Raw genomic sequence first — 24,384 nt, 5'->3', positions numbered from 1 at the left:
ATAAGGAAGCACGTGTTAGCCACTTTAATGTTTATTTTAGCCTATTTACTTGGGTCGATTTCGTCGGCCATACTCGTCTCGCGGTTATTTAAACTCCCCGATCCGCGTAGTAATGGCTCTAATAATCCAGGGGCAACTAATGTTTATCGGCTGGGGGGCGCACTACCCGCTTGTTTAGTACTGGTATTTGATATTTTAAAAGGCACTATTCCCGTTTGGGGGGCTTACTTTTTAGATCTTGAGCCGCTTGCGCTTGGTTTAGTCGCTGTGGCTGCCTGTTTAGGGCACATGTTCCCGTTATTTTTTGGTTTTAAAGGAGGTAAAGCGGTAGCCACTGCTTTTGGGTCTTTATTACCTATAGGGCTATCTCTGGCGGGTTTGTTAATTTGTACTTGGTTTATTATGGTAGCAATAACGCGCTATTCTTCTCTTGCTGCCTTAGTTGCGGTTTCGCTTGCACCTTTATACACTTGGTTAATAAAGCCACTTTATACGCTACCCGTTACCTTTATTACGGTACTAATTATTTTTAGGCATCGCTCTAATATCGCACGGTTATTTAGTGGTGACGAGCCAAAAGTGGGCGCTAAAAAAGCACCCACTGATGAAAAAAGCGATATTTAACTGCTATTAAATGGCTTCTAGACTGTCGATTGGCCAGCGTGGTTTAGTTTTCATATCAAGGGTAGCAAATTGCCCTGCTTTTAATCTTTGCATCCCTGCGTACGCAATCATAGCGCCATTGTCGGTACAAAATTCGGTACGCGGATAATACACTTGGCCTTTCATACCTTGCATCACACGCTCTAACTGCAAACGTAGCTGCGTATTAGCACTTACACCACCAGCAATTACTAACCGTTTAATACCGGTTTGCTTAAGTGCACGTTTGCATTTTATTACCAAGGTATCGATAACCGCGGTTTGAAATGCATGCGCTATATCGGCTTTAGTTTGCTCGTCATCATTGTTTTCACGAATAGTGATAGATGCTGCTGTTTTTAAACCACTAAAACTAAAATCTAAGCCGGGCTTGTCTGTCATCGGACGTGGAAATATAAATCGCTTAGCTACTCCCTGCTCTGCCATTTTAGCTAAACGTGGGCCACCGGGATAATCTAGTCCTAGTAATTTTGCTGTTTTATCAAATGCTTCGCCTGCTGCATCATCAACCGACTCACCCAGCACTTCATATTGACCTATACCAGCTACTTTAACCATCATGGTGTGTCCACCCGATACTAGCAAAGCAATAAACGGAAACTCAGGAACATTTTCCTCAAGCATGGGCGCTAATAAATGCCCTTCCATATGATGCACTGCTACTGCGGGAATATCCCAACCATAAGCAAGAGAGCGACCAATTGAGGTGCCAACTAGAAGTGCGCCAACTAAACCTGGGCCTGCTGTATACGCAACGCCATCTAAATCTTCAGGGCCGCAACCCGCTTGTGCAAATGCAGCGTCGATAAGGGGCAGTGTTTTACGTACATGATCCCGTGATGCCAGCTCTGGCACTACACCGCCATAATCTGCGTGTACTTTTACTTGGCTATATAATTGATGCGCCAATAAACCTTTTTCGTCATCGTATATAGCAATACCGGTTTCATCGCATGACGATTCAATGCCCAAAATTCGCACTGTTTTTCTCCTGCCACCTATTTAGGTGCTTTTTAAACTAAATTATTTACGTTTTATAATGTTAAACCAATATTGGTTTGCCCATCTGCAAGCACATGTTTTTTAAGTTCTTTAACATTATCAGAGGTCACACGGCCCATGGCTTCTACAAAGTCAATTAGCTCGCCTAATACATCCATTTCGTATTGCATTAGAGGGTGTTCGCGTATTGCTTTGTTATCGGCAACTTCACCTTCAACCGTCATTTGATATTCAATAAAGCGGGCAACCGTTGCTTGCGATATTTTACTTATATTTATGAGCTCTTGCTCATCTTGCGCCATTAAACCATGCATAAGGCTTAATAATGCGGTCGCGGCATCAATTGCCGGATACGTACCAAACATATCAAAGTCAGCTAGCTCAGGCACATTGGGTTCTATTTTTTCGATTTGCTTTTCAAGATCAATCTTACTTTTTGGTAGCAGTATTTTTTCCCAGCACACATTCAAAGCACTGCGTAAAACAGTTTCGTCACCAAACCCTGTTGCTTCACTAAATAGGCCATAGTTAGGTAGCATACGCTCAATTAAGGCACTGGCTAACACTGCTTTTTGTAAGTAGTTTAGCTCTCTAATACGCTGAAAGTTATTTGCTTTTGTCATTTTTTAACGTCTCGCATGACCAACAAAATTCAAATGTTGATCCATTATGCTCATTACAATTAGGACACACCCAATCTGGAGCTGATTGTTTTACTTGCTGGTAGTTTACCAATATTTGTCGCGCATGGCGCTCTTTTATCGCATAAACCTGCACACTGGCTTGAGCCTGATCAAACGGTATTTCTCCCAAAGCTCCTTGCAGCATTTCACCTTTAATTTGACACTCTATGCCATCATTTAAAATTAAGCCTTTAATTATATTCGCTTCTAAACTATTTTCAGCGCGATATATTGTGATCCATGCGAAAGGGTCAACGGTTAAGTTATCACTATTAGTATTTTGCAATTTTCACCTCATTTATTTGTGTTTACAATGCTTTTTATTAATGTGTTAATTCATAAACTAGCCAGCTTGCAGGAATAAATATGACACTTACAACTCCAGGATTACTTTTTCCGGCTATTTCATTGTTACTACTTGCCTATACAAACCGATTTTTAGTGTTAGCGCAATTAATTAGAGGGTTAAACGCCCGTGAAGGTGAATCAATTCGCCCTGTTGTTGTTGCGCAAATAACTAATTTAAGAAAACGTATAAAACTTATAAGAACCATGCAGGTATATGGGGTTGTATCTTTTTTACTATGCACACTTTCCATGTTTGCGTTATTTATAGAGCTTAATACTACTGGGATTATTTTATTTGGCGTTAGCCTTACTTGCTTAAGTTTATCGTTATTAACTTCGTTATTTGAAATTCATATTTCTTGCGATGCCATTGAAATAGAACTGCAAAGCATTGAAAATAAACCGCTAAGCAACCGGGTTAGCCGCAACTTTATTGAATAAAAGCTTATTGTTTCAAGTAATAATTTTACGCAGTGGCTTTTTTGCTCTTTGAGGCAAGGCTACTTTATATATTAATTGCATAATAAAAGCTTAAAACACATAACAAACTATTAGTTATTAACCTAAAGGATAATACTATTTAACAATTTCACTCTTTAATTAATACTAAAAGAGGGATATGCTAATTGAGATTTATTATAAATTTACAATCGCATTTAAATATTACTTATTAATTTTAATAGATTAATAAGTAATATTATTATGTTCGCGTATATGCGACTTACTTATAAAAAGGGACTATAAAGTGAGATTTGAACAACTGGAACAATTCATAGCACTTGGCATGTTACGCCACTTCAGACAAGCCGCAGAACAAACTAAAATAAGCACGTCGGCGCTTACACGTAGCATTCAAACTCTTGAAGAAGAAATAGGCTATGAGTTAGTTAAACGCTCTACTCGCTCGGTACACCTTACTGATGCGGGCGAACTTTTTCTTGATTATGCTAAAAATACGCTTAGTGAGTTGGCATTAACTAAGCAGCGTATTTTTCAATCTATTAATGGCACTATTGAAAAAAAGCTAATTATTGGCTACACCAACAAAGCAAGCAGTGTTGTACCTATTTCATGTGGGCAATTTTTAAATCAATATCCGCATATTAAAATTGAAATGCAACTTCAAGATAAACACGAACTTTCGCGTAAACTGCAACAGGGCGAAATAGATATTAGTGTTTATTCGCAAGCTATAAACAGTATTGGTAGTGATATTCACTTACCTGATCAGCTAATTTTATTTGTTTCTAAAAACCATCCGCTTGCGCATAAAACCGACATTAGCAAACAAGAGCTAGATCACTACCCTATGTTTGGCTGTTTTTCACAATCTAAACCCGTACAGCTTATGCTTAATGAAGCCATTGATGGATTAAACAAATCATCTAGCATTAAAGTTGGCAGCATAGAGCAAGTAATGGCAGGTCTTGAAAAGTCAGATCATTTTGCAATAGCAGGCATTGAGCACACCAATGCTATTGCTGAAAATAGTAATCTTATTCAGTTAAAAACCAATAAAGACCTAAGCCGTGAGCAACTTATAGTACAAACGAGTCAAAAAATTGAAGTGGGTGAGCATATAGAGCACCTGTTATCACTGATAAAAAAAATGGCTATGACGGTAAATTAATAAATAAAATAAGTGCCTTTAAACATATAAATGATGGCTATTAAGTTGCTTTGCACTAGACTAGCTGCTCTTTATTTTAATAATTAGTATCAATGGGCAACTTTATTACCTCAGAAATATATTTAGATCATATTGAAGCTTATGGTTACGCTATTGTTGAAAACGCCATTGATGAAGGCTTAATGTCTGATTTAATGGCCGATTGTTACCGGATAAACCCGCACTTTAGCTTAGCTGGAATTGGCCGCTTAAATAATCAGCAAATTGATAGCACTATTCGCAAAGACAAAACATACTGGTTTGATGGCAGTTCGCAAGCCCAAAAAAATTATCAAACTGCGATGGAAGGCATTAGAACAACACTTAACCGGTGTTTTTTTATGGGGTTATTTGATTATGAATGCCACTACGCAAAATATACTTTAGGTGATTTTTATAAAAAGCATGTTGATGCTTTTAAAGGTCGTTCTAACCGTGTTTTTACCACCGTTTTATACTTAAACACGCCACAGCAAGGCGGCGAGTTAGTTATTTATAAACCTAAAAGTAAAGACATTGAAATTACTATTAGGCCAACAGCTGGCACCTTAGTATTATTTGAAAGCGAACGCTTTGTTCATGAAGTGCTACCTGCGGTTGATGAACGCTACTCGATTGCTGGTTGGTTCAGAAAAAACACGTCAATCAGTGGCATTATTGATCCACCCCGCTAACAATACTCTACCCTGTTATTAAAATGCGACAGGGTAGGAAAACAATAAGCCGATAAAAAAGGCTAATCCTACATAATGATTGTTTAAAAACGCCTTAAAACAATCGGTGCGTGCGCGTTGTTGAATAAGCACTTGTTGGTAAACTAACAATACAATAGCAACACTAAGACCAAGCCAATAACTCAGCCCAATATTATTAAGTGCTCCTATAGCGAGCATTAACGCTATAAAGGCTAAATTAAGTAACCCTATAATGTGACGATCGTATTTACCAAATAAAATAGCGGTAGATTTAACCCCTATTTTTAAGTCATCATCTCTGTCGACCATGGCATACATAGTGTCGTAGGCTACCGTCCAGCAAATATTAGCAATAAATAACAGCCAAGCCTGTATAGGAAGTGCATTAATTGACGCCATAAAAGCCATAGGAATAGCCCAACCAAATGCTGCGCCTAACACCACTTGCGGTAATTGTGTATAACGCTTCATAAACGGGTAACAAAACGCTAAAGCAAGTGCACCAAAAGAGAGTAATATTGTATTTACACTAAGCATTAACACCAGTAAAAATGCGACTGTTATTAATAATATAAACAAACTAATCGCTTCACCACTACTAACCTGTCCTGAAACTAATGGCCGCTGCATTGTACGTTTAACCGAACCATCTATTTTTCTGTCGGCAAAATCATTAATAACGCATCCGGCGCTGCGCATTATCACAACACCCAGCGTAAATACTATAAAGTTAGTTAAACTTGGCATTCCTGCATTTGCTAACCACAGCGCCCAATATGTTGGCCAAAGTAATAGTAAAGTACCTATTGGTTTATCTATACGCATGAGCGCAATATAATAAGGAATATGGCTTGGGGTTAAACGCGCTAATTTCATGAGTACAAATACGCTCCTGGTAAAAACACTTCACACACTAAAAATTTATAGTCTTTAAGCGAAAATAGACTGCGACGGCCAAGTAAACTTTGCGATGGTAACTTTAATTGTGCAACAAGCTGTTGTAATGAATGCTGGGTATTAAAGCGCGCAATTTCTATATCTGTGCGGGTTAATTGTGGATCTTGAAAAATCACATCGCCTAATGGTCGCTCCCCCATATTATGTAATTTATTATTTGCAGCGTTAACACTTGCTGGCAACCAGCTTTGTGCATATACAACCGGTTTATTGTCGCAAAGTAAAAGTACCTCACGGTTAAGCGCAGTAGTTTGCGTACAGCCTAATAATTGTTGTTGCTCTGCACTAAGCTCAAACTCTTGCTCACTAAGTACTTTTACACTAAAACACTGTGAGCGACTTTTTAATTTGGCTGTTAATGAATGCGGTTCAAATAACCACTCTTGCTCTGCACTCGATAAATCACTAAACAGTGAGGCACATTGCCAATCGGCAGATAATGAAACAGGGAAAGTAATCACAATTGCTCTACTTAATAAAAATCAGTTGAATAATAACATTGCCAAAGCATTTGAAAAAGTACGATTTACTGCCACTAATAGTTGCTCTGCGCTGTATATTAGGCACTATAAGGTATAGACTATTTACAACACGTTTATAAAAAACAGCATTTAACATGAAAAAAACAGTATTCGCCGGCCTTTTTGTACTTATCGCAAGTTTAGTAAGCTTAACCGCACGAGCAGACTCGACTGTGGGTTACTTTGGTTTTGAGCCAGACATTATTACCAACTACATTGGCACATCGAGTAAAAAAATGGGCTATGTGCGCATTACTATCGATTTAATGCTTAATAATGCATCAGACATTGCAACCGTAGAGCACCATACGCCATTGCTGCGCGACGCCTTAGTTGAAATTTTATCTAAAGAACCTGAAGATAAAATAAAATCGCTCAGTGGGCGTGAAGAAATAAGAATAAAAAGTGCAGCAAAACTTAAAAGCTTATTAAAAGAAGAAACGGGACAAGAGATCATCCGTGAAGTCTTGTTCACCAAGTATTTATATCATTAATTGTGGCTTTTAGTTTTTAATATAGACGTGGTAACGGCGTAAGCCATACCGCTAATTAACCCGCCTAAATGCGCCCAATTAGCCATCCCTATAAACAACACATCCGCAAAACCGAGTACCAACCAAATTAGCATAAAACCAATAATTGCAGTACTTACTAATGCAGGTTGTTTAGGGTTTAAGGCGCTGTGGATCCAGCAAAAGCCAAGTAGCGCGTATACCACGCCACTTAGGCCACCAAAGTTAGGGCCAACCATTAAATATTGTGCCCAATTGCTGATTAAGGCGCTTACCACAAACAGCCCGATTAAGCTGAGCTTGCCACATTGTTTTTCGATATTATCGCCAAGCGACACCCACCAAACTAAGTTAAATACAATATGCATGGCGCTAAAGTGCACTATAGCAGAGGTAATCCACGTTAATGGCTCGGCAGGATTAAACTGCAACGTGGTATATATTATTTCAAATCCACCCAATAAAAATGCAATATAAATAACAATACTTAAAATGCTAACCGTTTGATTAAGCCAGCTAAGCGCTTTAAATCGCGCCACTAAATTCAGCGATTGCCCTTGATACTTAAGCGGTGATTGCGTGCTTCCAACTTCCCAAGATGCTTGCTGGTAGCGGGCATGATTAGGATTTTGCGTAAACTCAGCCCAAAGCGGTTGCACTTGATGAAAGTGCTCAGGTAATACGCTAATAATTACTGTGCTACCATCTGTTGAGCGCAACTCGCCTTGCAAGCCTTGGCTTTTTAAATAGTCTATAAAGCCTTGTGCAGCACGCGGATTATTTAAACTGCCAAGCTCTATCATCGTTCAACTTTCTCGCTGTAGGCCGCTTCCCATGCTGTAAAACCGCCATCCATACTGTACACATCTTCAAAACCTTGCTCCACTAAGTAGCTTGCTGCGCCTTGCGAGCTCATACCGTGATAACAAACAATAATTATTGGCTGATCAAACTCTTTTTCCATCATAAAGTGTGCAATGTTAGCGTTCGAAAGCGCTTCAGAACCTGGAATATGCCCCGCTTGATATGAATTTGGATCGCGGATGTCTGCAATTACTACGTCTTCTTTATCTAATAATTCAAGAGTTTGTGCTATTGATATATGTTTAAATGCCATTGAAATCTCTTTTAAAATAATTAAATCAATAAAAAAGGCGACTCAAGCCGCCCTTTTAATACCATTTATAAAACCGTATTAAACTAAATTAATCCCAGTTTAGTATCACTTTGCCTGATTGTCCTGAAATCATCATATCAAAACCAGCTTGAAAGTCGTCTATTGAATATTGATGAGTGATAATTGGGTTTAAGTCTAAACCTGATTGAATAAGACTTGCCATTTTATACCAGGTTTCGAACATTTCACGGCCATAAATACCTTTGATCACTAAGCCTTTAAAAATAACTTGGTTCCAGTCTACCGCCATATCTGATGGTGGAATACCTAGCATGGCAACTTTACCGCCATGGTTCATATTATTTAGCATAGAATTAAAAGCACTTGGTACACCCGACATTTCAAGACCAATATCGAAGCCTTCAGTCATACCGAGTTCTTTTATTACATCTTCAAGCTTTTCGTTGGCTACGTTAACAGCGCGTGTTGCACCCATTTTGCGTGCTAGCTCTAAGCGGTATTCGTTTACATCGCTAATAACTACGTGACGTGCGCCTACGTGCTTTGCCACTGCTGCTGCCATAATACCAATGGGGCCTGCACCAGTAATTAATACATCTTCGCCGACTAAATCAAACGACAGCGCGGTATGTACGGCATTACCAAAAGGGTCAAAAATTGATGCTAATTCGTCTGAAATATTATCAGGAATTTTAAACGCATTAAACGCTGGTATAACTAAGTATTCAGCAAATGCACCTTCGCGATTTACGCCTACACCTGTGGTGTTACGACATAAATGTACGCGCCCTGCACGACAGTTACGACAATGGCCACACGTGATATGGCCTTCGCCAGATACTCGGTCGCCAACCTTAAAACCACGTACTTCTTGGCCCATATCGACCACTTCGCCAACATACTCATGGCCAACAACCATAGGTGTAGGAATAGTTTTTTGCGCCCACTCGTCCCACTTATAAATATGAACGTCGGTGCCACAAATTGCAGTTTTACGAATTTTAATTAGCAGGTCGTTATGGCCAACTTCTGGTTTTGGCGCATCTGTCATCCAAATACCCGGTTCTGCTTTTAATTTAGATAATGCTTTCATAATTCACACTCAACTAAAAAACCGCGGCTATAGCGCGGTTTACAATAAAATTAAATAACGCCCATTTCTTTACCAATACGGGTAAAGGCAGCAATGGCGGTATCAAGTTGTTCAATGCTATGTGCAGCTGAGATTTGGGTACGAATACGTGCCTGACCTTTAGGTACAACAGGGAATGAAAAACCGGTTACATAAATACCTTCAACTAATAACTTATCAGCCATTAATGATGCAACTTTAGCATCGCCTAGCATAACTGGAATAATGGCATGATCTTTACCACCACAGGTAAAGCCAGCTGCTTCCATTTGCTCGCGGAAGTATTTAGCGTTTGACCAAAGCTTAGCGCGAAGCTCGCCACCACTTTCTAGCATTTCAAGCACTTTAATCGATGCAGTCACAATTGCCGGAGCTAATGAATTTGAAAATAAGTAAGGACGCGAACGTTGACGCAACCACTCAACAATTTCTTTTTTACCTGATGTATAACCACCTGATGCACCGCCCAATGCTTTACCTAAGGTACCGGTAATAATATCTACGCGATCAAGCACGTTACAATACTCTGGTGTGCCTTTACCATTTTCGCCAACAAAGCCCACAGCATGCGAGTCGTCAACCATTACTAATGCATCGTATTTATCAGCTAAATCACACACAGTGGCTAAATCACAAATAACGCCATCCATAGAGAACACGCCATCTGTAGCAATCAGCTTAGTTTTAGCACCTGCTTCGGTCGCGGCAATAAGCTGCTTTTCAAGGTCAGCCATATCGTTATTAGCATAACGAAAACGCATAGCTTTACATAAACGTACGCCATCGATAATTGAAGCATGATTAAGTGAATCCGAAATAATCGCGTCTTCTGCGCCTAAAATAGTCTCAAACAGACCTGTATTAGCATCAAAGCACGATGAGTATAAAATAGTATCTTCAGTTTCTAAAAACTCACTGATTTTTTTCTCTAACGTTTTGTGAATATCTTGCGTACCACAAATAAAGCGTACTGAGGCCACACCAAAACCATGTGCGTCTAAGCCATCTTGCGCTGCTTTTATTAGCTCAGGGCTATTTGCTAAGCCTAGGTAATTATTAGCACAAAAGTTAATTACTTTGCCTGATGCAACTTCAATTTGAGCTTGCTGCTGCGATAAAATAATACGCTCGCTTTTATACAAACCTTCAGTTTTTACGTCTTCAATTTGCTGTTGTAGCTGGCTAAAAAAAGCAGATGCTCTCATCTTTAGTCTCCATTTGATTTAACAGGTTAAACAGCAAAACAAAGCTACTGTTTATTATGTGGGGTATTGTAAAAGTTTAACGAATAAAATGCACTGTTTGCAGTTCATCGCAAATTATAAATTTGGCAGCAATTCCTGCCAGTTTACAGTGCCTGAATTGGGGGGCGTATTTAAATTTATAAAAGTGCTGGTAAATCATTAATTGAATTGAAAATAAAATCTGCAGTTTGTTTGGCGCTGTCATCAAACTGCTGGCCAGAGTGCACCAATACGCGCGTGGCAATGCCAGCTTGTTCTGCAGCTTGCATATCACTTTTTTTATCGCCTACCATAATACTTTGCTGCGGATCGATATTATGCTCACTAATACCTTGTAGTAGCATACCAGGGGCTGGTTTTCTGCAAGCGCACTGTTTTAAATACTCAGGCAATGCATTTTTAGGATGATGAGGGCAAAAATAAACGTCGCTTATCAATATCTGATGTGCGCTAAACTGTGCTTTCATCCAGCTGGTCAGTGCTATAAAGTCAGCCTCGGTGTAATAACCACGGCCAATACCTGACTGATTAGTTACAATAATAATTTTATAACCGGCATCATAAAATGCCTTGCACGTGCTAAATACTCCTTCGATAAATTCAAACCGCTCACTTTGATACACATAGCCATGATCAACGTTTACTACGCCATCTCTATCTAAAAATAGCGCTTTATTTTTTTGTGATTGATTCATTATAACGACTCTTTTTGCACAACATGATCAAACATAGCTTTTACCGCATCAATAGTAATTTGGCTCATTAAATCGTCACCTTTAATACGTGTGCCCCAAGGCAGCTGCTGCGCTGTTTTACCCGTTTGTTTAAGTAAGTTTTGATGATATACCTCAACCACATAGTTTTGGTATAAATACGGCCCTGTGCGCGCTGGGTTTGAATGGGCATACAGCCCAATAACAGGAGTGCCTACCGTTACTGCCATATGGGCAGGGCCAGTATCTGGGGCTAGTACTACACTGGCGCGTTTTAACACGCACAACAATTCTTTAAGCTTAGTTTTACCAACTAGGTTTAAAATGCTGTGTTGGCTGTGTTTAATAATATTATTGGCAAGGTTTATTTCCAGCTCGGTAGGGCCGCCGGTCAAGGCCACTTTAAATCCCTGCTGATGGGCATAATCAGCAAGCGCTGCATAACGTTCGGGAAGCCAATTACGCTGCGCTTTACTTGCTGCTGGAGAGATAACAAACAGCTTATTAGATAAATATTCTGCAGTGAGTAATTCATCGGCTGTGTTTTGATTTTGCTGTGTATAAGGCATTTCCCAACTTGGCTGATAATCATTTACGCCAATGGCTTTAGCAAAGCCTTTAAACCCTTCTAACACGTGCGCATGTGGCTGCGCTGCAATGCGTTTATTTATAAATAGGCTATGCAGCTCTTTTGAGCGCGCCCAATCAAAGCCTATTTTAACTTTTGCAGGGATACAACGTGCAACAAACCCGGCCCTTAATGCCACCTGCATATTAAGCAGTACATCAAAGTTTTGTCCTTTAAAAGTTTGCTTTAAATTTTTCAGTGCTACGCGGCCTTGTTTTTTATCAAACACCACCAGCTCAACACCGGGTAAGTTAGCCAATAACATAGCTTCTACTTTGCCAATAACCCAAGTGATTTTTGCATTAGGATGCGCTTTTTGAATCTCTTGTACTGTACTCACAGCATGGCATACATCGCCAATAGCAGAGAGTCTTAAAATACAAATAGAGGAGTAGTTAGGCACTGAAGTCACGCGTTTCCTTGGGCATTAAATAGTAAAACCCGATCTTAAATTATAATCGCGCTATTGCAAGTACTTATCCTCGGCTTTAAAACGCGCTAACATAGGCGCATATTTAAGTAATACCCGTGAGCTATGTTCAAACAACACGTCCAAGGTAAGCATACTCTGCTGAGCCACCCTAGTTATGAAAATCAGGTTAATTTAAACTGGTTTAATGCCGACTACTGGCAGCAACAAAATAAAATAGTGGGTGCTAAAAAAGGCCGCGCAATAGCGTGGTTTTTTAAAAATAATGAACTAACCGCTGTGCTAAGACATTATTGGCGCGGTGGCTTGGTCGGTAAATTACTCAGTGACCAATACTTGTATTTAGGCTTTGAGCAAACGCGAGTATATAAAGAGTTTGCTTTAATGGCGCAGTTAATTGAGCTTGGCTTAAATGTACCAACTCCCATTGCTGCAAAAGTGACTCGAAGCGGGTTAATTTACCGCGGTGATATTATTACCGAGGCGGTAACAGGTGCCAAAAGTGTACTGGATATACTTGTTGAGCGTGCTTTAACTGAATCTGAATTAACAAGTATAGCAACAACCATTGCGCTATTTCACCGTAAAGGCGTATACCACGCAGATTTAAACATTAATAATATTTTATTTAATGACACTGACCAGATATATATTATTGACTTTGATCGCGGCGAAATTAAAACGCCCGCCTTACAATGGCAACAAAGTAATATGGAGCGCCTAAAGCGCTCATTTTTAAAAGAACAAGGCCGTAACCCTGTATTTAACTGGCAAGCCAGCGATTGGCAAGCCTTGTATGCTTGTTACACAAAGCTTAAACGTTAATTTACTTTAGCTGCTAGTTAGCTAAAGCTAAGTACTTGGCAGCCACTTGCTCTGCGTTTACTTGTTGTAAAATAGCTGCATTTGTAACGTTTGGCTTATCTGCCAGCACTTGTTCAATTACACGTGCTAACTGCTCACTTTGCTGTATTGGCACTAAATACTTACTTAGCGCACCTGTTAGTATTTCGCTGGGGCCAAAAGTACAGTTAGTGCTCACCACTGGTGTACCGACTGCAAGTGCTTCTATTAATACCGTTGGCAAGCCTTCAAAATCTGAGCTTAATACTAGCGCTTTGGCATGTTTTATCCAATTATACGGATTTTGCTCAAACCCTGGCACAATCAGTTGCTCTGCAATTCCATATTGCTGTGCAAGTTTTAATGCCTTTGTCGGTTTGTTACATAACAGTACTAGTTTGTACTTTTTATCTAACTTAGCAAACGCTGCGAATAAAATATCGTGACGTTTTTGCTTGGCTAATCGCCCAACATGAATAAGGTAAGGCACATTAGGAATGTTAGTGTTTAGCTCACTGGCTTGCTGATTTATTTTTTTTAAATCGAATGGGTTATAAATTGTAGTGATCGCACTTGGAGTAATTAAGTTACCTTGGGTAATTTCATTTTCAACCCCTTTGGATACACAAATGAGTGATTTACCATTTAAATTTTGTTTACTTTTTTTAAGGTATAAATAAGAAAGAGGCCCTAATTTTTTTTGCCTTGCTAGCTCAGCATTTACTGAGTTATGCATAACAAAATGGACATTTTCTACATTACTACGCGCAAGCAGGTTATTACTACGATCTAAATTTGACAGTACTAAGTCAATGTACCCGACTTCACTTCTCTTTTTTTCAAACCACGACTCTAGTTTAGCGACACTTGCTTTTCGTAGCCAAAAACGGTCAACCTTCGACGCTCTATCCGTAAATAAGCTCTCAACTTGTAAGTTACTTGGGATATCGTATTCAACGCTATTAGCGAGTGATAAAATAGTCACATTGTGTTTAAGTGTCGCTATTTGCTCAGCCAAAGTAAGCATTACTTTTTCAGCACCACCGCCAACCAGTGAATCAATTACTATCACTATATTCATTATTTACTTCCAAATAATAATGCTTTTACACCTTGGTTAATTACACCAAAACTATGCACGTTTGCAAATAACGCGTAGTTACTGAGTATATTTTGATAATTAGGTTCAGTGATAATCTCATTTACTTTATTGGTTATGTCTAAAATATCGAGTTCGGCTTTTGTTACCACACCAGTAGTAACGCAGCGTGCAATACGGTTACTTTGATCTTTTGATATAGCGCAAGCGACTGTAGGAGTTTGTACCGCAATAGCTTGTAATAATGTATCGCCCGCACTTAATAGCGCTACTTTAGCTTGGCTTAACAATGCCAAAAACTCACTACCCTGCTGACTTGGTATGCAAATTAATTCATCAGTTTGCGGTAACGGCTTGGTGTAATTGGGCCCAAAAACAACAACCCCCTTTAGCGAGGTACGTTGAGTGATGGCCAGTGCAGCTTGAAAATAAATATCAGCACAATTTTGACCGTTTAAAGTATGTCCGCCTGAGCCTGCATTCACTATAAAATATTCATTTTTTGTTAAATCATAGTCGTTTAATACTTGCTGCTTTTGTTGCTCAGAGGCAAACGCAGTATAGGGACCTACATTATGCGGAGGTGCTAAAGCAAAGGTATTTAATTTAAGCTTTTCTAGCCATGTAAGTGGCTCGATGCAGTAATCTGGCTGTATTACCCAGTGCACGTCAATTAAACCAATACGATTAAGCTTTAATCCTTTGGCTCGTTTTTTCTCATGTTGCGAAATGAAAACAACTTTTGCGCCCACTTTTTTTGCCGCTTTCATATGCTCAGCACGACCAGCACAATCAAACACCACCACATCAGGTTTATATTGCTCAATAAATTGACAAACTGCTTTGGTTTCTTTGGTTGCCGACCTCTCTAAAAGTGTGGTTTCAAAAGGGCAACATCTAGCGTAAGCCGTATGTTTGTTTAAAATAAAGTGGATATTTATATCCCCTGGGCATTCATTTTCTAGCGTTTGTGCTAGCAAAAGTGAACGCATATATTCACCAATGCCCTCTGGTGATGATACAGGAATAAATAAAAGTCGTTTTTTGCTCATTACAATCTCAATTTCCGATTTGGCACTCAGTATATCAATCACATAGTTTTAGCGATAGATAGCGACCCTTTTTATCTTATTTTTAGCCTTACTGCGCCCATTTAGTTACTGCAATAAAGTGCTTTGATTGCTAAACTTAAGGTAATTTAAATCACAAGGATCTGAACTTTGCGAAACAAAATTTTTATATTATCTTTACTTTTTTGCGCAATGAGCGCGCCGGTTAACGCAGAGCCATGGGTAAAACCAGATGATTATGGGTTAAGAGCTGATATTCAACTTTTAGCCGATGCTGGCGTTATTTTAGCCCCGGTAACCACTTACCCTCTAATGTGGAAGAGCTTTATAAGTGAAGTAGATAACACTCCCCTAGGCCAGTTATCGCCAAACTTGCAAGATGCTTTATTACGGGTAAAACATCGTTACAAGTCTGAAAATACGGGCTCTCATAGTGTACAACTGTCTGCTTTTGCAAGTTCAGATACTATTGTTGCCACCAGTTTTGGCGCAACTAATACCCAAGAGTCAGAAGCATCAGCTGCCTACGCCTATTTAGGCGACAGTTTTGCCGCTAAAGTAGCGGTTAATTATCGCAATGATGGCAAGAAGTGTTTTGTTACAGGGAAAACTGCAGACGATATAGTGCTAGATGAGCAAGCACTTACTGACTGTAATGACACCTCCTTTGATGGCAGTTATATAGCTTACCGTTTAGGTAACTGGATTTTTAGAGCCGGTGCCATAGAGCAGTTTTGGGGCCCGGGGGTTGATAATAGTTTAATTATGTCGGGCAACGCTAAACCATTGCCTGCAATGAGCGTGACTCGTGAGCAAAGTACTGCCTTTGAAACCCCTTGGCTAAGCTGGTTAGGCCAATGGGGATTTACCGCACAAATGGCTCAGTTAGAATCTACTCGTGTAATTCCTGATGCTTTACTGTGGAGTACTCGCGTTAATTTCAGACCATTACAGCAATTAGAAATTGCACTGAGCTGGTCAGCGCAATGGGCTGGTGATGGCCAACCTAGTTCAGCGAGTGACTTTATTGATATAGTGACAGGTGAAGCAGCTTGTATAGATGGCACTACTACTTGTGATGATGAATTAAAATCTAAGATTGGTAATCAACTTGCGGGTATAGATATTCGCTGGTCTGACACTTTATTTAGCCAACCGTACGCAATTTATGCAAGTACTATTGGTGAAGATGCCAGCTCAAAGTTTAAACCTGTCGACAGAGCCTATTTATTTGGTGTACAAACTACTCATCGTATTTATGATCAAAACGTATTAGTAAATGTAGAGTACATAGATACGGGCGTAACATGCTCTGCTGAATCAAGCAGTGAAAACTGCTATTACGAGCATTCAGATTACAAATCGGGTTACCGCTACCATGGCCGTACCATAGGTTCAACGTTTGATAATGATGCGCAATCACTAGTACTAACCGTGCTAGGCCAGCTTTCAAATGGAAATGATTGGCAAGTTAAATTACGCGATGTTGATTACAACAATGATAACCGCGATCGCTACCCTAATAACCCTGATTTAGGCAATACCATTACTAAAACAGCTTATAACAGTAAACAGCTTGAAATACGTTACAGGCAACTTGCTATGGGTGGGCGCTTAACGCTAGGCGCTTTTGCATCAAATAACGATGCAGCAGAAAACGACACATCTGCATTTGCTAAATATGAATATAACTTTTAAATTCGGGATTTTTGGCTATCCTAAACTAGGATAATAAGTGCAAATAAAAAGGGATGAAAACACTGTTTTCATCCCTTTTTTAATTCATTAATAACCGTCGTAATTACTGCTTAATCTTACTAATCACTTTTGAAGTTGAGCAACCATCTAAAAACTCAAGCACCTCAACTTTTCCGCCGTGAAGCAGTACATGCTCAGCACCGGCTATTTGCTCAACCGTGTAGTCGCCACCTTTAACTAAAATATCTGGGCTAATTTTCTCAATTAATTTAGCCGGTGTGTCATTTTCATCCGCACTACCAAATGGAATAACCCAATCAACAGAGGAAAGTGCACTTAATACCATAGCTCTTTCATCTAGCGGATTAATTGGCCTATCGGCGCCTTTTAATCGTGATATAGACGCATCGTTATTTAGCCCCACCACTAATCTATCGCCACGCGCTTTTGCTTGTGCTAAATAGCGTACGTGCCCAGCATGCAAAATATCAAAGCAGCCATTGGTAAATACAATTGTTTCGCCATTTTGTTTTGCAAACTCTATATGCTGCAGCACATCGTCAAACGGAGTTTGATAATGCTCACCAGTGGCATGTAAATATTGACCCAGCTTACGACTAAGTTCTTCTGGCGACACTGTGGCCGCACCTAATTTACTCACCGCAATGCCCGCTGCTAAGTTAGCAATTTCTACCGCATTTTTAGGTGTCATTCCCGCCCCTAGCATCACGGCGAGAGTTGCTATAACTGTATCGCCTGCGCCGGTTACATCACTGACTTCAAGCTCTTGCGCGGCAAAATCATATTTTTCAGTCGCACTAATTAACGACATTCCTTGCTCTGAACGCGTTAGCAACATTGCTTTTATGCCTGCGTCACTTATGAGCTTACGCGCACTTGTTGCCAAGCCCTCTTCTGAGTCTGTTTGCCCACCCGCTAATTTAAACTCATTTAAATTTGGTGTAATGTAGTCTGCACCTCTATATAAATGTAAATCAGACGACTTAGGATCAACGAGTACCGTTTTCCCTGCTTTTTTAGCTAGGCTTATCATGTTTTCAATCAGGCTCAATGAACCTTTATTGTAATCAGAAAACACTATAAAATCGTACTCATCAAGTACTAGCTCTAAACGGTTTAATAACAGCTGGCTGTGTTGCTCTGTAAACGTCTCTTCTAGATCTAGCCGTACAACTTGTTGATGACGGCTAATCACTCGCATTTTAGAAATTGTCGGTAAGTCGCATACACTTACTAACTGTGAATTTATTTTTTCACCTTCTAAAATGCCTTCTAGTATCTGTCCACCTTCATCTTCGCCTATTAAGCCAAGTAGGCCTACTTTACCATCTAATCGAGCTATATTTTTAGCCACGTTTGCTGCGCCACCGGCTTTGTCTTCTAATTTACTTACTTTTACTACCGGTACCGGAGCTTCTGGGGAAATACGCCCTGAATCACCATACCAATAACGGTCAAGCATTACATCGCCAACCACCAAAATACGTGCGGCTGATAAGTTTTTTAATAGCGATAAATCCATTACTGCTGCTCCGCAACTACCATATCAATAGCTTCACATAACCAATGGCCAATAAACATGTGTGCTTCTTGAATTCGCGCTGTTTCATCGTTTTTAATAATAATAGGTAATTTGGCAATATTTTTAACTTCACCGCCATCACGCCCCGTTAATGCTACGGTAAAGGCCCCTATTTTATTCGCTGCTGCTAACGCTAGATTAATATTGGCGCTTGTACCTGATGTGGTTAACCCTATAACTAAATCTTCTGGTTTACATAAGGCTTGTACTTGGCGTTCAAACACAGTGTCAAAATGATAGTCGTTACTGTGCGCAGTTAAAATTGACGTATCGGTTGTAAGTGCCATAGATGCAAGTGGACCACGCTCTAATTTATAACGCACTACAAATTCTGCCGCTAAATGCTGTGCATCGGCCGCACTACCACCGTTTCCAAGCCAAACAACCTTACCGCCTGCTTGTAATGCACTATGACACACTTCTAACAATTGCATAGACTCTTGATGATAAGCCTCCATCGTTTCAAATAATGCTAAATGACGATTTAAACTCTCAAGGTAACTCGTTGCTACTGAATCGATAATTGACATGGTAAATTCCTCTAGGAATTGAAATGGCAGGAAAAATTAATTTCATTATTCCATAAATCTATACCCAAATCACCTCAATATACATATTACTGAAACAGGTATTTTGAGCTAACTTGAATAGCGTTATTATTATTTTATCGGGTAGCAGCTGAACACAAACCATATTTTATCTTTTCTGTGTTTAGAATTGATCATTTTCACGTTAAACTAAGACGACTTACCCTTATAAAAGCTTAGTATGGCACGCATTTTTTATTCACTCGCATTAATGATTATTAGCCCACTAATCGTATTTTATTTATATGTATTACGCGGTAAAAAAAACCCAGGTTATAGAGCGCACTTTAAACAGCGCTTTGGTTTTGTGGACAAGTCTTTATTTGCCAATAACAATAAGCCGCTGCTAGTGCATTGTGCATCTGTAGGTGAGGTACTCGCCGCTACCCCCCTGATCAAAGCAGTACAAAAAGCGCACCCTAAATTAAATATACTTATAACGTGCAACACCCCTACTGGTCGTGAGCAAATCATTACGCAGTTTAAAAACACGGTAGCCTGCTGCTACTTACCTATGGACTTTCCATTTGCAACCGCCCGATTTTTAAAACGAGTAAAGCCACAAGCCCTGTGTATTTTAGAAACTGAACTGTGGCCCAACCTTATGGCAAGTAGTCGCAATAGAAATATTCCGGTACTTGTTTTAAACGCTCGCTTGTCTGAAAAATCGCAACAGGGTTATCAAAAAGTAGCTAAGCTAACGCATATTATTATGCGCTCTATCACTGTATTGGCCAGTCATAATAAAACTGACGCCAAACGCTTTATAGAGCTTGGCCTTGAGCCACATAAAAGTAAAGTTACAGGTTCAATAAAATTTGATATTACACCTACCCAAGAGCAACTAACTAAGGTAACTGCACTCAAACCGCTTTATAATTTTGAGCAGCGCTTTATATGGGTTGCAGGCTCCACTCACCCTATCGAGCATGAGCAGGTAATTAGCGCTCATAAAAATCTATTAGAAAAACAACCCAATGCGTTACTCATAATAGCGCCGCGCCATCCTGAACAGTTCGATAAGGTTGCAGATTTACTAACGCAAAGTACACTGAGTTTTAGTCGTCGCAGCAATAATAATTATAATAACGAAAACGTCTTGTTAGCGGATACGCTTGGCGAGCTGCAATACTTATATGGCGCTGCTAATGTGAGTTTTATTGGCGGTAGTTTAATTCGTCGCGGTGGCCATAATCCACTTGAATCAGCTGCATTTTCAGTGGGCGTTATCAGCGGGGTGCATACCTATAACTTTGATCATATTTACCCTGAGCTTATAAAGCTCAAAGGCGCTATTGTGGTTGATAATGCTGATGAGCTAACACAACAACTTATAGCATTAAATCAAAACAGCAAAGCATGCCAAACTTTAGGTAAAAAAGCAGCGCAATGCGTGGCCAATAACCAAGGTGCTATACAAAAAACACTTAACATTATTAATCAATATTTAGAGCCAAAACCGTGACCAACATAGCCATAAGCCAAACCCGCGAATGGGTTTCAAATGTTATTGTAAAATATAACTTTTGTCCCTTTGCCCGCAAAGAAGTAGAAAATAACTGTATTCATTATTTTGTAAGCCCTGCTAGCAGCATAGACGATGCCGTAATGGACATGCTTGAGCAATGTATTGAGCTTGACCGAGAGGCTGCACGCGAAACCACACTTATTATGTTTGATAACGGCTTTAGCGACTTTGAAGACTTTTTAGACTTGGTTGACTTAGCCAACGCGCTGTTAGCAGCCCAAGGTTTTGAAGGTAAGTATCAAATTGCTAATTTTCATCCCGATTATGTATTTGCCGATAGCGATGCAAGCGATGCGGCAAACTATACTAATCGCTCCCCTTTTCCTACTTTGCATTTAATTCGCGAAGCAAGTATGAGTGCAGCACTTGAGAGTTATAACGAACCCGAATCTATACCTGAGCATAATATAAATTTAGCAAGGCGCAAGGGTATCGATTTTTGGCAACAGTTACTCGAAGGGTGTAAAAAACCGAGCGCTTAAAGCGCTCGGTTATATATAACAGTAAATAACTCGTTATTTTTTAACCCAATTACCATTTACTTCAACAAAATGACCTCTTTGGGTTTTTTCGATTGTTTTTGCCGCCGCTAACGCTTCTACTTGCGACAGTGACAAGTTATTTTTTTGCGCTAATTTTAAATACTGTGCTTTACGCTTAGCATTAATGGTATCAACGACCACTTTAGCCTCTGCATTTTGTACCACTAAGCCCAAATAGCCTGAGCTATCTTCGCCTACTAAACCTTGGCTTTTAGCATCATCTAAACTAATAGCCCATGCCGAAAAAGACATACATACAGCACTAACTAATGTAATTATGCTTAATTTGTTGTTAACTTTCATATCCTAGCTCCTTAAAATAACTCACTGTCGTCACTAAATAAATTATCGAGTTCTTTATCTACTTTTACACGAATTTCGTGATCAACCTTCACATTTAAATTAATTGTAATAGGCTCTTTAGCAGCTACCTCTACTCGGTGCGTACACGCACCAAGGGCACTTATTGCTGCAAATACAATAAGTACTTTTATGCTTAACGACTGTTTCATCATTAGTTTCCTTTTTGTGAGTATTGTTGCTCAACTTTTTGTGTAATTTCATCACTTAAGCGCAATGCGCGTAATAAAGTAAATATATTTTCTTCATGATTATAATTAAAGTTAACTTGCTGCTCTGCTTGCTTATTATAACCTTGCAAATTTACGCCAAGCTTTAGCCAACCATCACTTTTAAGTGCCACACTGCTATTAAGCTTTTGTATATCAAGATTTCTAAGTAATCCCAATACAGGCTGTAACTCTTGTTGCTGCTGCATAACTGAATCAAATGCTGCGTTATTAGTAATCATTAACTTACCCGTTCCTTGATTACTTAAACTGCCATTTACTACCTCAATACCCGTGTTATTAAAGTGCACTGGCAAAGTGCCGGCAAAACGCCCTGAAAGCGTAATCCCCGACTGTTCATCAAGTGTAATAAGTTTACTGGCATCAATGTTTTTAAATTTAACATTAGCAACTTGCTGCAGGTCATTAAGTGAGTATTTATCAAGGCTAAACTCACCATCAAATAACGCTCCTGCAATGTCAAACATACGCGCATTATTGTTTTTAACCTGCCAGTTCCCTTTAATGTTTTTAATAACAACACCAGCCCTTAGTTCATTTAAGTTAAAGGTAGTGGGTTTTACATTAAGCTGCCCTGAATTATATTCGCCAACAAATTGGCTACTTAAATCGCTGGCAAGGTAATCGTTATAAAGCGCACTTACGTTGTTTAACTCCATTGCAAACGAGGCATGTTGTAAATTTACATCCCCGCTGATTCGGCCATTAAACGTTCCCTGTGTAAGCTGCGCTAATGGCTCAAACTGATGAATAAAGGTATTTAATAACACTATACTTTGTGTAGGTACTACTATTTCAAATGGATGTTCCACTGCCGATATATGATGGTTTACCGCTAATTCAATATCGTTTACAAATACGTGATGTGATGCTTTTAGAGCGCGACTTTGCAACCCTATAGAAGCAACTTTTATATTATTGAGTTTTATAACAGGGCTATTAAATTTATTTATTACTGTATTAGCACTAAGGTCTGCAAATAATTCACCATGAGTTAAATTTGCTTTAGCAGTTATGGTATTGCTTATATCTGTTAATTTAAATTCGTTATATTTTAACGTTTTAAATAGGGTTTTTAGTGTTATTTGTGCGTTTAAAGCATCATCTAGCTGTGCCGTTAAGCGACCTTCGTATTGCTCTACACTCAGTTGTGCAAAATCAACCTTTGCGGCTGTTAATCTACTTGTAGCATTACCACTTGGTTTTCCATCGACTATATTTATTAAATTAAATTGCCCTGAGGCGTTAACTTTATTAGCGCTAATTTTATTACTACTAGTACTGGCAATAAAATCGGGAAGTGAATTAAGCGCAACAGTATAATTACCTTTAAGTGTGTTATTTTTAAATTCTGCATTAAGCTCAATGTTTTTAATATCTGGCGTACTTATACTAACCGCTAACATGCTTTTAAAATCCGCCCAAAGGTTGGTAAAATTAAGCTCTGACTCCATTAGAGTTATTTCAAATTGATTATCTCCTTCGCTAATTATATTTAGCATTGGCAAAGTAAGGTGGTTATTAGTAATACTAATCACTTTAGGAAGTTTAATCTGCCAATTTAAAGGGGTTTGCTCAGCTATAAAATCAGCATAATCACTCGGCGGAATGAGTGAGCTACACGTAGGCGTTAAATTTAATTTATTGTTTAACAAACTCGAATCTAGCTCAACTAATTTACTATTTAAATTAAAACCAATAATTAACCTACCATTAGCCAATGCTTCAAGCCGGCACTGCTCCATAGCATATTCAAACTGTGCGTTTACATCGCCATTTAACTGCAGTTCAATACCATCAAAGCTAAATACTTGCTGAGTACTAAAGCTAATACCTGCAACAGCTGTATTTTCGGTATTTATAAGCTGCTTTAACAGAGAGTAATCAACAGAAAACTGCCCTATTAGTTTATTATTAGCTAAAATTGCTTTAGCGTTTATATCGCCTGTTATATTAAATTGATTTAAAATCGGCTCTGCTAAATTTATTTTTAGTGGCTTGTTAAAGTCATTACTCTTTATTACCAGCTGTTTTATAGCAATTAATGGACGTTCTTCTGGCAGCGCGAGAGCAAGTTTTTTTGCCGCTTGACTACTTTGATTGCTTTTGGGAAGTGGATTTATACTTAATACTGCATGCTCAACAATCACTTGCTTTGTATTTACAGTAATATCGATTAGCTCTAATTGTTGATTTTGATAAGTTAAGCATACTTTGTCGGCATGAACATTTAATTGAGCTGTAACCGAAAAATCTAAGCAACTGAGTGTAATACCCGCTTTTTCTAATTGCGGTGTTATAGCCCACTGGACTAATGGCAAACGAAATATATAACCAAGCAAAATTATGCTTAGTAATAAACTGCTAATAATTAAACTCACACGCTTAAACATATTATCCTTAATATTAGTGCTAGGTTCTAGGTTCTAGGTTCTAGGTTCTAGGTTCTAGGTTCTAGGTTCTAGGTTCTAGGTTCTAGGTTCTAGGTT

The 24,384-nt window shown here is 39.1% G+C and carries 27 protein-coding genes; 9 read left to right on the top strand and 18 right to left on the bottom strand.

The features are described from left to right. Positions 1-12: 12 nt before the first annotated feature. Positions 13-624, top strand: a complete 612-nt coding sequence (plsY, locus tag J5X91_RS06730) for a glycerol-3-phosphate 1-O-acyltransferase PlsY (protein ID WP_058373966.1) — start codon at positions 13-15, stop codon at positions 622-624. Positions 625-630: 6 nt separating this feature from the next. On the opposite strand, the gene tsaD is transcribed toward plsY, so the two are convergent. From tsaD to J5X91_RS06715, 3 genes are read right to left on the bottom strand one after another with little or no spacing between them, the layout of a single operon-like run. Continuing rightward, entirely contained in the window at positions 631-1,644 is a 1,014-nt protein-coding gene (tsaD, locus tag J5X91_RS06725; protein ID WP_011328961.1) for a tRNA (adenosine(37)-N6)-threonylcarbamoyltransferase complex transferase subunit TsaD, read from the bottom strand. 53 nt (positions 1,645-1,697) lie between these two features. Continuing rightward, entirely contained in the window at positions 1,698-2,288 is a 591-nt protein-coding gene (locus J5X91_RS06720) for a YjaG family protein (RefSeq protein WP_011328962.1), read from the bottom strand. Further along, on the bottom strand, positions 2,272-2,634 hold the full coding sequence (locus tag J5X91_RS06715) for a DUF2007 domain-containing protein (RefSeq protein ID WP_208834294.1): 363 nt from the start codon (positions 2,632-2,634) through the stop codon (positions 2,272-2,274). Before J5X91_RS06715 ends, J5X91_RS06720 begins: the two co-directional genes overlap by 17 nt. 80 nt (positions 2,635-2,714) lie before the next feature. Here J5X91_RS06715 and J5X91_RS06710 point away from each other — a divergent pair, with 80 nt between their 5' ends. The 3 genes from J5X91_RS06710 to J5X91_RS06700 all read left to right on the top strand — a co-directional run bounded on the left by J5X91_RS06710 (position 2,715) and on the right by J5X91_RS06700 (position 5,039). Beyond that, positions 2,715-3,137 carry a DUF2721 domain-containing protein gene (locus J5X91_RS06710; RefSeq protein WP_208834293.1) on the top strand — a complete coding sequence of 141 codons (423 nt, stop codon included), beginning with the start codon at positions 2,715-2,717 and terminating at the stop codon, positions 3,135-3,137. A 304-nt stretch (positions 3,138-3,441) separates the two neighbouring features. Beyond that, the gene (locus J5X91_RS06705; protein ID WP_208834292.1) at positions 3,442-4,326 is read left to right on the top strand and encodes a LysR family transcriptional regulator; all 885 of its coding nucleotides are present in this window, start codon (positions 3,442-3,444) and stop codon (positions 4,324-4,326) included. 92 nt (positions 4,327-4,418) lie between these two features. Next, positions 4,419-5,039 carry a 2OG-Fe(II) oxygenase gene (locus tag J5X91_RS06700; protein WP_041454529.1) on the top strand — a complete coding sequence of 207 codons (621 nt, stop codon included), beginning with the start codon at positions 4,419-4,421 and terminating at the stop codon, positions 5,037-5,039. Positions 5,040-5,057: 18 nt separating this feature from the next. Here J5X91_RS06700 and ubiA read toward each other — a convergent pair whose 3' ends face one another. Together ubiA and J5X91_RS06690 are read right to left on the bottom strand one after the other, a co-directional pair. Further along, positions 5,058-5,936, bottom strand: a complete 879-nt coding sequence (gene ubiA, locus J5X91_RS06695) for a 4-hydroxybenzoate octaprenyltransferase (RefSeq protein WP_086994012.1) — start codon at positions 5,934-5,936, stop codon at positions 5,058-5,060. After that, positions 5,933-6,478 carry a chorismate lyase gene (locus J5X91_RS06690; RefSeq protein ID WP_011328968.1) on the bottom strand — a complete coding sequence of 182 codons (546 nt, stop codon included), beginning with the start codon at positions 6,476-6,478 and terminating at the stop codon, positions 5,933-5,935. Before J5X91_RS06690 ends, ubiA begins: the two co-directional genes overlap by 4 nt. A 155-nt stretch (positions 6,479-6,633) precedes the next feature. On the opposite strand from J5X91_RS06690, the gene J5X91_RS06685 reads away from it, so the two are divergent. Further along, on the top strand, positions 6,634-7,032 hold the full coding sequence (locus J5X91_RS06685) for a flagellar basal body-associated protein FliL (RefSeq protein ID WP_208834291.1): 399 nt from the start codon (positions 6,634-6,636) through the stop codon (positions 7,030-7,032). Here the strand turns inward: J5X91_RS06685 and glpG are convergent. The 6 genes from glpG to J5X91_RS06655 form a co-directional block, all read right to left on the bottom strand. Then, entirely contained in the window at positions 7,029-7,853 is an 825-nt protein-coding gene (gene glpG, locus J5X91_RS06680; RefSeq protein WP_208834290.1) for a rhomboid family intramembrane serine protease GlpG, read from the bottom strand. The genes J5X91_RS06685 and glpG overlap by 4 nt on opposite strands. After that, complete coding sequence (gene glpE / locus J5X91_RS06675; RefSeq protein ID WP_011328971.1) at positions 7,850-8,167, bottom strand: thiosulfate sulfurtransferase GlpE; 318 nt, start codon at positions 8,165-8,167, stop codon at positions 7,850-7,852. The genes glpG and glpE overlap by 4 nt, the downstream gene beginning before the upstream one ends. An 88-nt stretch (positions 8,168-8,255) precedes the next feature. Beyond that, positions 8,256-9,281 carry an L-threonine 3-dehydrogenase gene (gene tdh / locus J5X91_RS06670; RefSeq protein ID WP_011328972.1) on the bottom strand — a complete coding sequence of 342 codons (1,026 nt, stop codon included), beginning with the start codon at positions 9,279-9,281 and terminating at the stop codon, positions 8,256-8,258. Positions 9,282-9,331: 50 nt separating this feature from the next. Next, the gene (locus J5X91_RS06665) at positions 9,332-10,525 is read right to left on the bottom strand and encodes a glycine C-acetyltransferase (protein WP_208834289.1); all 1,194 of its coding nucleotides are present in this window, start codon (positions 10,523-10,525) and stop codon (positions 9,332-9,334) included. Positions 10,526-10,701: 176 nt separating this feature from the next. Beyond that, positions 10,702-11,259, bottom strand: coding sequence for a D-glycero-beta-D-manno-heptose 1,7-bisphosphate 7-phosphatase (gene gmhB / locus J5X91_RS06660; protein WP_011328974.1), 558 nt, complete (start codon positions 11,257-11,259; stop codon positions 10,702-10,704). Next, entirely contained in the window at positions 11,259-12,317 is a 1,059-nt protein-coding gene (locus J5X91_RS06655; protein WP_208834288.1) for a glycosyltransferase family 9 protein, read from the bottom strand. The genes gmhB and J5X91_RS06655 overlap by 1 nt, the downstream gene beginning before the upstream one ends. Positions 12,318-12,440: 123 nt before the next feature. Here J5X91_RS06655 and J5X91_RS06650 point away from each other — a divergent pair, with 123 nt between their 5' ends. Further along, positions 12,441-13,160: a 3-deoxy-D-manno-octulosonic acid kinase gene (locus J5X91_RS06650; protein WP_208834287.1), complete on the top strand. Its 720-nt coding sequence runs from the start codon at positions 12,441-12,443 to the stop codon at positions 13,158-13,160. A gap of 13 nt (positions 13,161-13,173) precedes the next feature. Here J5X91_RS06650 and J5X91_RS06645 read toward each other — a convergent pair whose 3' ends face one another. Together J5X91_RS06645 and J5X91_RS06640 are read right to left on the bottom strand one after the other, a co-directional pair. Then, positions 13,174-14,259 carry a glycosyltransferase gene (locus J5X91_RS06645; protein ID WP_208834286.1) on the bottom strand — a complete coding sequence of 362 codons (1,086 nt, stop codon included), beginning with the start codon at positions 14,257-14,259 and terminating at the stop codon, positions 13,174-13,176. Next, entirely contained in the window at positions 14,259-15,329 is a 1,071-nt protein-coding gene (locus J5X91_RS06640) for a glycosyltransferase family 1 protein (protein WP_208834285.1), read from the bottom strand. Before J5X91_RS06640 ends, J5X91_RS06645 begins: the two co-directional genes overlap by 1 nt. Before the next feature lie 210 nt (positions 15,330-15,539). Between J5X91_RS06640 and J5X91_RS06635 the strand changes: the two genes are divergently transcribed. After that, entirely contained in the window at positions 15,540-17,045 is a 1,506-nt protein-coding gene (locus J5X91_RS06635; protein WP_080516829.1) for a capsule assembly Wzi family protein, read from the top strand. A 103-nt stretch (positions 17,046-17,148) separates the two neighbouring features. On the opposite strand, the gene hldE is transcribed toward J5X91_RS06635, so the two are convergent. Continuing rightward, on the bottom strand, positions 17,149-18,588 hold the full coding sequence (gene hldE / locus J5X91_RS06630; protein ID WP_208834284.1) for a bifunctional D-glycero-beta-D-manno-heptose-7-phosphate kinase/D-glycero-beta-D-manno-heptose 1-phosphate adenylyltransferase HldE: 1,440 nt from the start codon (positions 18,586-18,588) through the stop codon (positions 17,149-17,151). Further along, positions 18,588-19,178, bottom strand: a complete 591-nt coding sequence (locus J5X91_RS06625; protein ID WP_011328981.1) for an SIS domain-containing protein — start codon at positions 19,176-19,178, stop codon at positions 18,588-18,590. The genes hldE and J5X91_RS06625 overlap by 1 nt, the downstream gene beginning before the upstream one ends. A gap of 238 nt (positions 19,179-19,416) precedes the next feature. Here J5X91_RS06625 and waaA point away from each other — a divergent pair, with 238 nt between their 5' ends. Continuing rightward, positions 19,417-20,700: a lipid IV(A) 3-deoxy-D-manno-octulosonic acid transferase gene (waaA, locus tag J5X91_RS06620; protein WP_208834283.1), complete on the top strand. Its 1,284-nt coding sequence runs from the start codon at positions 19,417-19,419 to the stop codon at positions 20,698-20,700. Beyond that, positions 20,697-21,245 (top strand): DUF1415 domain-containing protein, encoded by a 549-nt coding sequence (locus J5X91_RS06615; protein ID WP_208834282.1) that lies wholly within the window; start codon positions 20,697-20,699, stop codon positions 21,243-21,245. Before waaA ends, J5X91_RS06615 begins: the two co-directional genes overlap by 4 nt. Positions 21,246-21,278: 33 nt before the next feature. On the opposite strand, the gene J5X91_RS06610 is transcribed toward J5X91_RS06615, so the two are convergent. The 3 genes from J5X91_RS06610 to J5X91_RS06600 are packed head-to-tail and all read right to left on the bottom strand — an operon-like array spanning position 21,279 to position 24,288. Then, complete coding sequence (locus J5X91_RS06610) at positions 21,279-21,608, bottom strand: YdbL family protein (protein WP_011328984.1); 330 nt, start codon at positions 21,606-21,608, stop codon at positions 21,279-21,281. An 11-nt stretch (positions 21,609-21,619) separates the two neighbouring features. After that, a complete protein-coding gene (locus tag J5X91_RS06605) occupies positions 21,620-21,817 on the bottom strand; it encodes a YnbE family lipoprotein (RefSeq protein ID WP_011328985.1) in 198 nt (65 codons plus the stop codon). A 2-nt stretch (positions 21,818-21,819) separates the two neighbouring features. Next, positions 21,820-24,288, bottom strand: coding sequence for a YdbH domain-containing protein (locus J5X91_RS06600; protein ID WP_208834281.1), 2,469 nt, complete (start codon positions 24,286-24,288; stop codon positions 21,820-21,822). Between the last annotated feature and the right edge of the window lie 96 nt (positions 24,289-24,384).

Source organism: Pseudoalteromonas sp. K222D (genome assembly GCF_017653575.1).
Taxonomy (GTDB): domain Bacteria; phylum Pseudomonadota; class Gammaproteobacteria; order Enterobacterales; family Alteromonadaceae; genus Pseudoalteromonas; species Pseudoalteromonas nigrifaciens.
Note: the sequence above shows the minus strand (reverse complement) of the source record. Positions and strands in the feature narration are given on the sequence as shown.